Here is a 14,463-nt window from a genome sequence, read left to right as displayed (position 1 = left end):
AAACCATTGTTCTAACAACAAAATATGTTCGGAAAAATTATCAGTAAAGATTTCTAAGGGGTTAATTTTTGCCTTTGGGTTATTACCAAATTCAATAATTTCCCCACCGTGATAATTGGCAAAACCACCATATTCGCGTTGGGGGTCAATAATATAGATTTTTGTGTGTATTACAATATAATCAATTTAATTGTTTTTTAACATTAAATGTTTTTCCAAACCCCATCTGACCCACAATAAAAGCGTTATGACTTGCTCTTATTGATGACTTGGTTTTGATGTCAAATATGATTGGTTGTAGTTGTTCATTTTCCCCAATTATTAGTCCTTGTGGATCATTTAACGGTTTAGTTGGAAACGGTCAAGCACTCGCAAGAGTAATGGTCGCCATTTCTTGCTCAATGTTTTTTAATTTATCATTATTGTTAAATAACAAACATTGATAAGTTGCAAACTGGCGAAATGTCAAATCATTAATAGTAAAACGATTTCTTATCATTTCATTTTTTAAATTTGAAACAACTTGGTCTAAATCAGTTTTACTATCAGCAAAGCAAGTGAAAACAATTGAAACCATTTTCAAGGTTTCACCCCCAACTTGAATAAGTTGTAATAACTCATTAAAGTTTTGTAAATATAAGTTATATTCAATATCTTCACTTGCTTTTTTAGTTTCTTGGTCTTGTGCTCTTCGGATGGCACGGTCAAGCAATTTAAACGCTGTCATATTGTCTAAATGCCGAACACGAATAGAAATATTGACATTTTCTATTTCGCTAAAATTACTTAATCACATATCATTAACAGTCAACGGAAATTGATTAACAGTAAAATAACTAACAAATTTATTGTTATCCAGTTTCAAATATTTTGCAGTTTCTTTAATTGATGTTGCTACTGATGAGTTTGTTGAATTTGTTGGTATAATCTTTTTATCAACAATTTTCTTTATTTCTTTGCTTGTTGGCAAAGTCAAAGAAAGATGTTGATTGTATGATAACAAGGATAATTCAAGTTTTTTATCATTGTTATTTGTAAAAACAATTAAATAATAATTTTGTTCTAACTTTAATTTTTGGTTTTCCAAGTATTCAGACATCGACAAAAAATTATTTAATTGATGTTTTTGTGAATTTTTTAAACTATCTTGCTTTAAGGTCTGTGCAAGATAGTTTTTATTTTTGTCAAAATTCAACTTACTATCAATTTTGATGATTTCAAAATCAAAATTTAAGGCACGCAAATAATTTGAAAAGTCATAAATCGGTGTATTGCGTTCTTCTTGCGTTGACAATGTTAAATCAACAGCATTTATTTTATAAATAAGAATTTGTTTATTATCAAAAACAACACGGTTATTGATAATTTGTATTTCGCTATCATTTTCTATGTTGTGTTTTTTTGGTTTAAATAAAAAACCAAGGGCAATAAAAATAACATAATATAGTTTATCACCGTTTTTATTTGGTGTTATGAAAAAGATATTCAAAACAGCAAATACAATAGCACTAATAATTCCCGCAATTAGCGATAATTTTGCAAGCAAAGTCAAAGATAAAGTTATCAAAACAACGCCAACAAAAATAATAAAAAGTTCTGGTCAACCAATTCCGCCCAAAACATTTGAGACAGTAAATCGTACTTTACTTGCTTTTTTAGTGATTATTTTTGTGTTATTTTCCATTGTTTTTGTCTCCTTTATCTTTCTTTGTTGTTTTAGTGCTTGCTTTCTCTAAAACACTATCTTTATTGTTTTTCTGGTTTCGTTGTTCATTGAATGCTTGATAATCACTGATATTTGTCATAACTTTATCTTTGGTTTTAATTGCTTGACCAGCAAATGCACCCGCAACACCACCCGTATTAGGGTTAAAACCACCGAATAAAGTTCCTGCTGTTGCTTCTTTAAATGGTGTACCACTTTTCATCGCGTGACTTATCCCTTGGGTTAAACCAATTGGTTTACCAATTGTATTGCGAGCAGCAAATTTACCCGATTTTCACGCGAATTTTCCCCCAATTTTGGCAAGGTTAGTTGCCATTCCAAAGGACATCAGATTACCGATACTATCGCTCATCGCTGTATTACCACCAATTAAACTCGTTATAATTTGTGGTGATTTTGCAACGGCAAACCCAAAAGCAAAAATACCAAGTAAGATAAAGATTGGTTGCGATAAAGAATTTGGCATAAATGTTGCCACTTGCCCTAACACCGCAATACTCATAATAAATATGTTATAAGTTATAAACATAAAGGCATAACTTATAAATCGCCCAAAGACCATATCTTTTCAATTACGAAATTGTTGTCCTTGGTCGGCGACACTCATTACAACCACCACGGGCGAATAACACAATAAGATAAACAATTCAATTACCCGCCAAAACAAAAACATACAAACAGTAAACATAATATAAACCATAAAACACTCCGAGACCAAACAAATAATATAACTAAAATTACCACTATCTGAAAATGTCCACGAAACGGGAATATAACTAAAATGATGAACACCATTCATAAAACTACTATTAAAAATCGCCAAAGCAATATTATTTGTATCAATCGGAGCATTTTGCAAAAACAATTTAACAATCATTGTCATAATTGTATTTGCCATAATAAACAATGTCGGTATTAGCGGAATAGCAATAATGATAATAAGAACATTTGTTATCGCTGCTTTCATTTCGTGGCGGCGATTGTTATACATTCACGCAATCGCTTTTGTGCCAATAATGACAATAAACATTGCCATCGCAATACCAAACAGCAATCAATATATCGTGCTAATATTATTCATACTAAATAATTGTTCGCTTAAAGCTCCCCCACCAATAAAGTAGACGACATCTTGCATTCCACCTAGCAATCAAACAATCGGTTTGATAAAAATAAGATACAAAATAGCACAAAAACTATTTATCGCTCAGCCAATAATGCTCCCCATTATGTTTGACCCGCCAGTTGTTTCTACTGTTTCAACATTCAAAGTATTAGAGAAAACTGTTTGAATGTTACTTGATGTTTCAGTATTTGGCAAAAACCACAATATCGCCGATAATATTGCAATCACAATACAACCAATAATTAACAAGGGTATCATCGCAATTGCTAATATTGTAAATATTTTTTTAAAATAATATGCTACAAATCGCTCTAACCCTTGTTTTAAAATTGGTTTTTTTGATTTTATAACCGTTAAATTATCTTGTTTTCGTTTTCGTAACAACATAATTACACCACCTAACTTGTGATTGGGGCGATAGTATCTTTAAACGCCAAGACAACCGCACTCGCAAGAATAACAATTAACAAGCAAATTAAAACCCACATCACTTTTTTAATTGTTTCTTTGCGGTTGCCACTATCAGCGTTAAATTTACCCCCAATCGCATAAACACCAATCATAATAATTGCGGATACAACTGCGATGGCAATTAACACCGGCATTGCGATACCTAAAATTTTGTTAAGTAAGTCATCGACCCCACTTGTCGCTAACAAAGTCATCATTATTCTTCACCTCCCTTGTTGTTTTGAGCGTCTTTTTCGGCTTCTTCTTTTCTAACTTGTTCAACTAATTTAAGATGGCGGCGTCTTTTTATTTTTGGTAAAAAATATTTATTAAAGACAAATCTTTTAAACAACCAATACGCCAAACCAAGACCCGCCAGCGAACCAGCAACTATCCCCAGTATTTTTCAAATTGATTTTCCACCCTTATCACTTGATACTGGTGTTGATGCTAGTGCTGTTACTTCTTCTTTTTGTTGCACTGGAATAGTTTTAACAGTAAAACTTAACAGTTTTGTACTACCATCAACCGCTTGAACTTTGACATCTTTGCTTGTAGTTCAATCACCCGCAACAAGATTATCAACGCTGATAACATAGTCGGTCTTTTCTACAACACCGGGAACATACTTTTCAACTTGGGCTTTTACACTAGCAAGCAGTTTTGTTTTATAGTTATCAATTTCATCTTGACTAACATTTTTAATGTTATCAACAACAAAGTTATCTAATTTTAGGTCTAAATGTTTTAAACTTTGTTTTCAAGTCTTCGATAATTCAAACAAATTATTCAATTGACTAGCACTAGAACCACGGATATTTTCGTATCCTTGTTCTTGGTCTTGTGCTCACTGTTCAAACTGTTTACCATTATCAGTATTTCAATATGCTTTTGCTTTTTCATCTTTCTCACTATGAATTTGTAAATAAATAGTATTTGTTTGTCCTAGTTCGTTTTTTAAGTCAATTAAATATCTTCCCTGAACCGCTCCAAGTTGTGACCCATCAAGTTTAATACCCTTTGCTGGGTCAATGTTGCTTGATTGTGATGTTTTATTTCATTTATCATCACAACCATACACCACCCCAGTTATCACACTGCTATCTGTTGGTTTAACCATTGTGATAACACTTTCACTATTCGCATAGTAAAATGTATCAACTTTATTTGTCATTTTACTACTGTCAAGTTGTGCCAAATAGTCTTTATTAACTATCGCACTGCTTACAGTTGGTTTTAATTCAATTTTTAAATCAACCACTGTTGCCGGAACCACATTGTATTTAATATCAACTGAACCTTTGTAACTTTTACTATCTGGTTTCGCTGATAAAGTTGCAGAGTGATTAACTTTTTTTGTTATTTCAATTTGTGAAAAATCATCAATAATTTCACTATTTGCCTTATTTACTGCTAAGAAAATAGTGTCATCATTATTATCAATGATATTTCCTAAATCAGTGTTTTTGATTAAATCACTTAGATTTTGTTGCACTGGTGTTGGTGTTGAGTCAATTTTTGCCAACATCGACACCATAATATCTTCACTTGTGTATTTTGTCCCATTGATATTGTATTTGATAACTAACTTATGATCTCGTGGTGCAGTTTCGGGTTTAACATTGATTTTCCATTGTTTACTTAATTGCGGTTGCAAAGAACCATCTCAATAAACTTCCGTAACATTTGGGTTATTGATATTGATGTTTGTTTCACCATCAACTGTCAAACGCATACCGTTATTAGACCAAGTCGCCGTTTTTGAACCATCCACAAGCGAAAACAAAATTCCTTGTTGAAAATCATTTTTCGTTGGTTGTTTTCAGTTTGTTATATTTCCAGTGTTAGGATTTATTTCTGGTAAATTAGGTTCACCAACTCCATCCCAACGATAAACTGATTTAAAATATGTACCATCATCATTTTTGGCATCTGCTCATTCACTACCATTACTAAAACTAAAATTATGACTTACTCTATCTAATTCAGCACCAGTTTTAGATGTTGCAATTATTGTATTTGAAGTATTTAGACCTATGTTTTTATATTTTACGATTTCTCATTTATCACTTTTTCTACCACGTCAAATAATAAAATAAAAATTATTATCTCCCCTTGCATTTATTCCATTTCACACAACAATATTTTCTTTTCCATATTTTTCTTTTATTTTTATATCAAAACCTTTTCAATTTATAATTTCACCAGTTAATGAATTTATTTCTGGTAAATTAGGTTCGCCAACACCATCCCAACGATAAAATGCTTTATGACTTTCAACGGTTTCACCAAAAATAGGTCTGTCGTTTGGTTTTCCCATTTGCATCTTATATATTTGTCAATTACTTTCACCTTTATTTTTATAAATAACAAAATAATATTTATCTTTGTTTTTTGTAGCATCTTCTTTACTTATACTAGCAATAAAAGTTCAGTAATTATTTGTGACATCTTTGGCAGTTGTCCCAACATCGCGTTTATTGCGAGTTAAGGGTGTGTTGGCAAGCAACGGAGCAGGAACGCTCGCTGTCAAGGTTGTTATGGTTAAGATACTTAATAATTTTTTCATTTATATATATTCCTTTCTGAATTCTCTTTTAATAAAAAAGAGAATAGCACCACCGCACTATTCCCACAACACAATTTATATCATATTTCACAATGTTACTTAAAAAATAACACCAAGAAATATGATAAAATTGTCTGTGGAAACGCTAGTTTGCTTCTAGTGTTTCCACGATAGTAATTTATCTGAACAATAAATTACTATCACTTTATATAATTTTAACGAGTAAGGAAGCCAAATCACTTACTACTATTATTTTACCACATCTAATTTATAGGTGTGGTTTTTTTATATTTTTGTTATTTACCACAGTTTTTATCCCCTGTGTTGATTGTAAATCACTCATCATCGATTTTTTGAGTAATAAAACTACAATTCAAACATTTTTGTAAATCAACATCAACAATCATTAAATTATGATTGATAGTGTCTTTATTATCTGCTTTTTTCATTGTTATTTTATCTTCTTTCGCTTTTTTTTTATTTTTTGTTTCTTCTTTTTTTAAGACTTGTTTATTTTTTCAATTTAAATTCATTATATATTTTTTCAATTTCTCGTCGAGCAATAGATGATAAATTAATTTCATAATTATTTTTTGACATTTCATTTATCATTTTTTGTTGTTTTAAAGTTATTGAAATATTTTTTCTGACAATTTTTGTTTCATCTTTAATTTCAGAATAAATTATTTCTTTTTTTATTTCATTAAAACTTTCTTCTTTTGGTATTTGACTAGCACTACTATCAATTTTATTTTTCAGTGAAGCAAGTAATTTATTATTCATAATTAAATCACTCCTTTATTAGTTAATTCCATAACTAACTTATAAATTGGGTTGTTATTGGTTATGGCGGCGAATTTAAGCAACATTGTTTCTTTTTGCTTAGTAGCAGATAAGGGGATATGTGTATCTAACAATTTTTTACCAATTTCATTTTGGGAAATAAGTTCAAAAACACTTTGATGTAGTTTGTTTTTTTGAATTTTATTTAAAACATAATAATTAATATTATTTTTTATATTCATTCCCATTTTTTTAGAATTATTTATTGTTTCTAAATAAGGTTTAAACATAGTTGTAATACCTTCAAAACTATATGAATGTGGTTCAATTGGAACAATAATTTCATCTGATGCTAATAAAACATTTAATAAAATTGTATTCATAGATGGATATGTATCAAAAAATATATAATCAAATTTATTAATTAATATTTTTTCAATTTCTTCTAAATTCATTTTAAATTTAAATTCCGAATTAGGTTGATTTAAAACTATATTATTTGTTTCTAAAACCATTTTGGAATATGATGGTACTAAAAAAATATTTGATATTCTAGTTTCTAAAATTGTTGAAATTAAGTCATCTTTATCTGCTCCCAAAATTCATTTAGTTATATTATTTGTATCAATCGGATTTTCTAACAAAGTATTTGTTAAATTAGATTGCGGGTCAAAGTCAAATAATAAAACTTTTTTTCCAATTTGGGATAATAATTGAGCAACATTAATTGTTAATGTGGTTTTGCCAACTCCACCCTTACTGTTAGCAAATGTTATTTTTTTCATTTTTATTCTCCTTTCATTTTTAATTATAATACTTACTAGTGTGTATTAATAAGTACTAATACATAAATATTATACACATTAATACATAATAATACACAAAAAATATAAATATTAATAAATTACTTAAATATTTATATTTTTATTACCATTTACCCGCAAAAATAACGTTCGATGCGCCACAGACGACGATAGGAAAACAAACAACAAAAAACCCTTATAAAATAAGGGTTTTATAATAGGGGACTAGGTTAAATTATTCGGTTTAAATTGCTCTAAATATTTTACAAGCAGAGCAATTAATCGTTTATCTTTTTGTAGTAAACCGTTAATAATTGCACTAGCACTGCGAGTATTTAATTCATTTAGTTTATTTTCCAAGTATTCAAATTGGCGTTCCGTATTCGGAATATAATACTGATAAAACAAATTTTTAATATAATCTTTTTGTTTTTCCGTAATTTTATTTTTACCATTTCGATAATATTGCCACAATAAATAAAATTCATCATCTTCATATTTTAAAGAAATGACAGCACTTCAATTTAAGTCAAACATTAAATATCACTCCCTTTTTTATTAATATGTAAATTCTAATTGTTACAAATCATTTGTGACATTCTTAAAATAATCACGCTACTATTACAAATTATTTACATAATTAAAAAATTATCCGAATAGGATAATTAGATAGATAGTGGAGTGGTTAACTCTCACTTTTTTATTTGTTCCAAATTAATATTATCATATTTTGTGACAAAAACAAATACTTTATTAATTGTTTCATATTTCGTAGGTGTTTGGTTCTTGTCGCGCATAGTTATTGTGTGGATCAAATAATAACTTGTTGCAGTTCTATTTTAAAGTCATCTTTGTCAATTTGCCGCTGTATTCAGTTAGCAAGTGTTTGCGTTGGGGTAATTCAATATATTTGCCCGCCATTACGTAATCATTTAGTATGTCCGTCTAACTTTTTCTTAAAGCGACTGGGCGATTTTTGGGTGCGCTCAAATTCAACATAAATTTCGCTATCATCGTTTTTAGTGATGATTAAATCAGGGTAAGCATTGAGATTACCATTTTCCATTTTCAACTCCCGCTCAGTTTGGTAGTGCTCGATATCGGTTTGACTACAAAGTCATTTGATAAGCATATCTTGGTGGGCAAGTTCATAGTAATTAACTTTAATGTTTTTTTTATGAACTCGCCCAACAAAAGTATTACCCTTATGCGAAAGGAAATAAATGTTTTTGCGAGTGGTTTTATCTATTTTGTAAAGTTGTTTTTTCTGTAATGTTTTTAAATTAGTTTTTGCACTTTCAATCGGTTTATTTAACAGCAATGCAATTTGCTCGGCTGTTAAATATCCTCATTTATTTAATAAATCTAAAATTTTTAAACTTTCTGTCATATTAAACCTTCTTTACTCAACAAATTACGAACAGTATCAGTTGGTTGTGCTCGATATCGGTTTGACTACAAAGTCATTTGATAAGCATATCTTGGTGGGCAAGTTCATAGTAATTAACTTTAATGTTTTTTTTATGCTCACGTCCTAAATGACTTTGTGCTTTACTAGTTAAAGTATAATAATTTTTCTTCGGCAATGTATCAACATTTAAAAACTTATTACTAACTAATTTCATAATAAATTTATATGTACCATTTTCTTTTTTATTTAAAAGTAAACTAATTTGTTCGGTGTTTAAATATCCCCAACTATTTATCAACAGCAATATTTTTTCTTGTTCACCCATATAATATCAACTCCTTACCAACCACCGTTGTCATACTAACAGGGTGGGGTTTTTTCTTTTTTGTGTTCGCTTTTTTCTTTTAAGGGCTCGGGCAAAAAGAAAAAAGGAACTAGGTGGTTATTTATTGGTTGTATTAATTGTAATTAATACAACCAATAAATAACCACCACTGCGGAACTACAAGCATTAAGCCCAAACCCCGTGCTATCAACAACGTTGGGAGTGCGGGGTTTGGGGTGCTTGGCGTGCCAAAATGCTTGTAGTTCCGCAGCATAATAAAAAATTAAATAAACTAATAAAAGTTTAATATTAATTTATTTAATTATACTATATATTAGTATTTTTTAAATAAAATTACCGCTAAATTTATTTAAGAAAGTATGTAAAATTTATTAATTATGTTGTTTTGATATAGTAATGGTATTTATTTTGGTTATATATTGGAAGAAAAATGATAATAAAAATAGGTGATTTACCAAATAGCAAAAACGATATGATAATGACCATATCTTAATTTTGTTTATTCGTTGTCTTGCTACATCTGTGGTTTTACGCAAGTTCTTATACTTTTTTTGATAGGGGAGTGAAGAACTCGATAGGGGAGTTAGTCTAAGTTGTCTAATTCCACTAATAATTGGTCGAGTTCTTCTTCGGATAATTTTGGTGGATCACCCTTGTTTTTTTCATAGTGTGTGTTAAACTTATCAATAAGAGAATTATTTTCTCTGTTTGATGATTTTTTAATGTTATTAGCAGAATACTTACTTTGTACATAAGTTTGGTATTCTGCTTTTAATTTGTCGCTTTCAGCGCAAATTTGTTCGCGTGCTTGTTGGTAAGTTAACCCACTTAAAAATGGGTTTGTTGCTTGTTCTTTTTCGTATCTTCTAGCAGACACAGTTAAATAATGCAATTCTTTAATTGCAGTGTCTTTAATTGCTTGATAACCGGCCAAGCGATATTTGTTATTATCACGCGTGTTATAAATTCAGTAGGTAAAAAACATATCAATCCCAACCAAAAAATATTTACCAGTTTTATCAATAAAACACATTATTTTTGGTACACAAATAAATTTGTCATAAATTTTGACTTTATAACTGTCTTTGCGGGTAGGGTGTTGGCGAACTAATTTTTTCGGTAAGTAAAAATTAGAAACATGTTTTTTCTCATCAAGTTGATTAATAACTTTATAGTTCAACCCATTTATCTCAACAAAGTGGTAATTGACTTGTTCTTCTTTTTGTAATTGTTGCATAATAATATGCTCCTTTCTGCGGTTTTAACCGTATTTAAGCCCCTTATCAGCGTTGATATTTTCCAAAATGTAGAATCATATTCTTTTGGTTGGTTTCAACGATAATTTTAGGTTAAAAAATATTGATATTATAGATGAAATTTTAATCTCATAAAATGGCATCATCACCATTGAATAATTCTTTAATATCTTCTGAACTATAATTTGCTTGCTCTTCGGCAATAATTTCATTTGATTTTTCAGATAGTAAAATATCTTTTTTTAAGTCATTATTTGTATGTAAAAATTCATAATTAGATACTTGGACTATTCACTGTGTTTTATCTTCTTTATTTTTAAAAGATTGCAAAATGCCCGTAATTGCAATTTGAGAACCTTTTTGACAATATTTTTGTAAAACTACGGCTTGTTTATTTCAAACCTGACAAGGGATAAAATCAGTTTCTTTTTGTGTTGAATATGGGCGTGCTATTGCCAATTGAAATATGGCATATTCTTTCCCAGTACTTGTTTGTTTAATTTCTATATCTTTGGTTGTTCTACCAATTCCGATAAATTGATTCATTTTTTATTTCCTTTCTAATAAAATATTTTCATAAATAAAAAAAATAGGTAGATGACTTTTTTATCATTCTACCTATACACAAAAATTAAAAAATGTTATAATTTAACCAAGAACCACCACAACTGTGCGGTTCAGTTAAATTATATATTAACCCTAGTTAAGCGGTTGACTAGACCCTTAATAGGTGTATAGAAGAATGACCCCAAAGTCATTTTTCTTTTATTTAGTTGTTTTAATTCTATCACAAATGTGCGGATAAAATATTTTTTATCACTCCTTTGCGAAAACAAATAAAAAGGGAAATAACAGACCGCTATTTCCACAAACATTATAATAATTGATACAACACATTTTAAGTTAAATAAAATATGTTAAAATTGTCTGTGGAAACACAGTTTAGTTCAAAATTTGTTGTGTTTCCATTTTTAAATTGCCCTAGCGTTTTTAACGCTAACATTTATATTGTACAACAAATAAATAAATTTATCAATAAATTTTAAGAAACAAAAACACCTTATTTTACTAAGGTGTTTTCTATTTGCATTTTAAAAATGTAAAATTTATTTATGTTATAAAAACAAGTTAAAGTAAATGACACTGGAACCTTTGATATTAAGGAATTTGTAATAAGTGTCTATCAAATTATAACATAATTTTTATTTGTTTAAGTGTTGAATTAAACCATCTAAACAAGTAGGGTCAACCGCAATTTTTTTAATAAATAACTTGCCACTCGAAAGAGTGGTTTTAAAATAGCATTCACCAATTTTAAGGGTTTTAAGGTCGTTCGGGTGAACAATAAACTCATCCACCGCACGCACTGAACCCATATCAGCGGTGTTGTTTTTAAAGTCAAGTTGACGAGTTAGTTTTTCGGTTTCTTGGGTACCAAAGACACTAGCGACATATTCCGCCGTGTTCGGGTCTTTAATGTTATGACAAACAATAGTGCTAACATTTCCGAAAATAGTGTCTGTTAAATTCATATTGTTTGTTTTTAGGTCGTTGATTGTTTGGAAAGACAAAAAACATTGATAATTAAAACTACGCGACTTATTTATCAAGTTGACAATGGTTTCACTTGCAAAGACATTAAACTCATCTAATACAATGTTAATTTTTTGATTAACTGATTTTAGGGTGGTTAATTCTTTTAAGTCTTGGATAATGATTTTTCCGACAGAACCCGCCAATTTGGGATACATCAACGAATTAATACTAAACAAAATCGTTTTATGTTTAGTAATCAATTCTAATAAGTTGTTATTAATACCGATACTTATTTTTAACTGTTGGCGATAAACATTCAAGCGCGAACGCATACCTAATATATCATCTTCATTGATTTTTTCTAAATATTCATAATTGCTGTTTTTTTTACTAATTAATTGTTTTAATTCTGAAATATCAAAATATTTAATAATATTTTCTAATGTTAAATCAATATTTTTATTAATTAATGTTTCGGTTAAAATCAACACATAATCATTTACCAATGCTTCATAATGCGGTTCGGAAAAATCAAACAACGACATTATCTTATCAGATAATACAACACTATCTTTTGTCGCAAACGGATTATATTCCGTTGTGCCACCAATTTCTCAAACAAAGGCACTAGGGTCTAGTTGTTTAACTTTATTAATTAAATCAATATCCCCCTTACCATCAATTATTATTGTGGTCTGTTTAAATATTTGAGTTAATTGTTTTACTAAAAACATTAATGTTGTTGTTTTACCACTCCCAGTTGTACCAACCAATAAAGTATGTTGAGTTAAATTATTTTTTGGAATACCATACCTATTATTAAGCGCAAGCATTTTTAACTGTAATGTTTTAAATTCTTTATCACTTGCTTTGTTTGATTTTTGTTGTTTTGTTTTAGGACTATCCATATTATCTATTTTATGACTTACATAAAATCACAAGAAAAATAAGAATGCAATAATAAACAAAACAATTGAAATTAACCAACTGTATTTATCAGCATAAGCAATATAAAAGTTTTTAAAATCTAGTGTATGGTATTTTAAAAACATAATAATAATTGCCGAAGCACAATTTATCAAACATACAAGCATAAACGGTATTACTAAAATAAAAATAAATCAATAAAAAATTTTATTGCTAATATTTTTATCGCGCCAATTTTTAATTTTTTTTCACATTTTAAACACCTACCTTTCTATAAAAAAATCGTCCTCTGTGGCGCATCGAACGTTATTTTAACGAATAAGATATCAACTCAATGCGTTATAAACGATTTTATTTATTTAGCGATTGTTGTTTGTTAAGTCAAGCAACAATTTTTTTAAATTCATTTTGATACAAATTGATTAAGTGTTGACCTTGTCATATCTCACTTTTTAAATGTTGCTTGCTATCAGGGTCATATGTTCATATTGTATATTCATCATTCTTTTTAACACCAACAGCAAACACTTTTCCGTTACGCAAAGCGTGAATACATTTTTTATTAATTCACACCGACAAACCTTTATGTTTAGGAATAGAAAATAAAACGGCTTTCTCGGTTTCGCGTTTTAGTTTTCTGCGTGCCAAAATGTTAACTGTTATTCATTCGTTTTGTTTTGTTTCCATAAACTATATTTCCTTTCCTAAATTATTAATGTCTTCTTGGGTACCAATTGCTTTGATTTCTTCACTTGTTGCGATAACTTGCAAAATATAGCGTTTATCATTAATACTAAACAAACACAGTCCCTTTTTAGGAGTTAAAATAACATTTTTCTCATAGGCATTTATCATATTGTTATCAGTCAATAATTCAGTATAATTTTGCAAACCAATTGAATTCAAGTGATGAATAAATTGATAAGTACACTGTTCAATTATTCCCTGCGCTTGGCGTTTAACATTTTCTCCGTGCTGGGTAAAGTCGCCAATGCTTTGCGTTAAAATATATAAAATTCCGTTAAATTTACGACAAGTTTTCGATAAAGTAAATAAATAATTAAGGGCAAGCAGATTATCTTGGTTAATTAATAAATGTGCTTCATCCACCGCAATACAAACTCAACTTTGTTCTTCCGGTGGCAAGGTTAAATTATTTTTCTTATTCTTTTTCATAACACGGTCAAGCAACGCTAACAACAAATACATTTGTGCGTTAGCAATTGTTTTTGATTTTGCCATATTGTAAATATCAAAAACAATCAAGTCGCTTTTAATTTCTAAGGTACTAACACCATTAAACAATGTGCCATCTGCTCCTTTGGTTAGTTTTCACAACATTTTTTCTAACAAAGTATCTTGTTCTTTTTGATATACCAATTTATATAAATCATTTAAAATTGGATAATCTTTTCGAGTTAATTTACTTAAATTTGTATCAGCAGTAATTTTAAAGTTTTTATACAACTGAATAATATATTCTTGCAATTTAGCAAGGTCAATATTTGTTAAATCACTATACAAATTTTT

General features: G+C 29.1%; 15 protein-coding genes. All 15 read right to left on the bottom strand.

What is annotated here, in order from left to right; translation table 4 throughout:
- Positions 1–82: 82 nt before the first annotated feature.
- The 15 genes from SPM_RS06290 to SPM_RS06220 all read right to left on the bottom strand — a co-directional run bounded on the left by SPM_RS06290 (position 83) and on the right by SPM_RS06220 (position 14,457).
- Complete coding sequence (locus SPM_RS06290; protein WP_040584495.1) at positions 83–1,684, bottom strand: hypothetical protein; 1,602 nt, start codon at positions 1,682–1,684, stop codon at positions 83–85.
- A complete protein-coding gene (locus SPM_RS06285; protein ID WP_004028770.1) occupies positions 1,674–3,239 on the bottom strand; it encodes an Mbov_0396 family ICE element transmembrane protein in 1,566 nt (521 codons plus the stop codon). The genes SPM_RS06290 and SPM_RS06285 overlap by 11 nt, the downstream gene beginning before the upstream one ends.
- Before the next feature lie 11 nt (positions 3,240–3,250).
- On the bottom strand, positions 3,251–3,520 hold the full coding sequence (locus SPM_RS06280) for an Mbov_0395 family pilin-like conjugal transfer protein (RefSeq protein WP_004028771.1): 270 nt from the start codon (positions 3,518–3,520) through the stop codon (positions 3,251–3,253).
- A complete protein-coding gene (locus SPM_RS06275; protein ID WP_040584494.1) occupies positions 3,520–5,871 on the bottom strand; it encodes a DUF3688 family protein in 2,352 nt (783 codons plus the stop codon). Before SPM_RS06275 ends, SPM_RS06280 begins: the two co-directional genes overlap by 1 nt.
- A 296-nt stretch (positions 5,872–6,167) precedes the next feature.
- A complete protein-coding gene (locus tag SPM_RS06270) occupies positions 6,168–6,404 on the bottom strand; it encodes a hypothetical protein (protein ID WP_040584493.1) in 237 nt (78 codons plus the stop codon).
- Entirely contained in the window at positions 6,382–6,654 is a 273-nt protein-coding gene (locus SPM_RS06265) for a hypothetical protein (protein ID WP_004028783.1), read from the bottom strand. The genes SPM_RS06270 and SPM_RS06265 overlap by 23 nt, the downstream gene beginning before the upstream one ends.
- A 2-nt stretch (positions 6,655–6,656) precedes the next feature.
- Complete coding sequence (locus SPM_RS06260) at positions 6,657–7,439, bottom strand: ParA family protein (RefSeq protein WP_004028782.1); 783 nt, start codon at positions 7,437–7,439, stop codon at positions 6,657–6,659.
- 243 nt (positions 7,440–7,682) lie between these two features.
- On the bottom strand, positions 7,683–7,994 hold the full coding sequence (locus SPM_RS06255; RefSeq protein WP_004028781.1) for a hypothetical protein: 312 nt from the start codon (positions 7,992–7,994) through the stop codon (positions 7,683–7,685).
- Between the two features lie 262 nt (positions 7,995–8,256).
- Positions 8,257–8,847: a replication-relaxation family protein gene (locus tag SPM_RS06250; RefSeq protein WP_004028779.1), complete on the bottom strand. Its 591-nt coding sequence runs from the start codon at positions 8,845–8,847 to the stop codon at positions 8,257–8,259.
- A 1-nt stretch (position 8,848) separates the two neighbouring features.
- Entirely contained in the window at positions 8,849–9,193 is a 345-nt protein-coding gene (locus tag SPM_RS06245) for a hypothetical protein (protein ID WP_004028778.1), read from the bottom strand.
- A 604-nt stretch (positions 9,194–9,797) separates the two neighbouring features.
- On the bottom strand, positions 9,798–10,451 hold the full coding sequence (locus SPM_RS06240; protein WP_040584491.1) for a hypothetical protein: 654 nt from the start codon (positions 10,449–10,451) through the stop codon (positions 9,798–9,800).
- Between the two features lie 142 nt (positions 10,452–10,593).
- Positions 10,594–11,016: a single-stranded DNA-binding protein gene (locus tag SPM_RS06235; protein WP_051600851.1), complete on the bottom strand. Its 423-nt coding sequence runs from the start codon at positions 11,014–11,016 to the stop codon at positions 10,594–10,596.
- A gap of 656 nt (positions 11,017–11,672) precedes the next feature.
- On the bottom strand, positions 11,673–13,187 hold the full coding sequence (locus SPM_RS06230; protein WP_040584489.1) for a type IV secretion system DNA-binding domain-containing protein: 1,515 nt from the start codon (positions 13,185–13,187) through the stop codon (positions 11,673–11,675).
- A gap of 97 nt (positions 13,188–13,284) precedes the next feature.
- The gene (locus tag SPM_RS06225) at positions 13,285–13,620 is read right to left on the bottom strand and encodes a hypothetical protein (protein WP_004028768.1); all 336 of its coding nucleotides are present in this window, start codon (positions 13,618–13,620) and stop codon (positions 13,285–13,287) included.
- A 3-nt stretch (positions 13,621–13,623) separates the two neighbouring features.
- On the bottom strand, positions 13,624–14,457 hold the full coding sequence (locus SPM_RS06220) for a type IV secretory system conjugative DNA transfer family protein (protein ID WP_051600853.1): 834 nt from the start codon (positions 14,455–14,457) through the stop codon (positions 13,624–13,626).
- Positions 14,458–14,463: the final 6 nt, after the last annotated feature.

Source organism: Spiroplasma melliferum KC3, from assembly GCF_000236085.2.
In the GTDB taxonomy this organism is placed as follows: domain Bacteria; phylum Bacillota_I; class Bacilli_A; order Mycoplasmatales; family Mycoplasmataceae; genus Spiroplasma; species Spiroplasma melliferum.
Note: the sequence above shows the minus strand (reverse complement) of the source record. Positions and strands in the feature narration are given on the sequence as shown.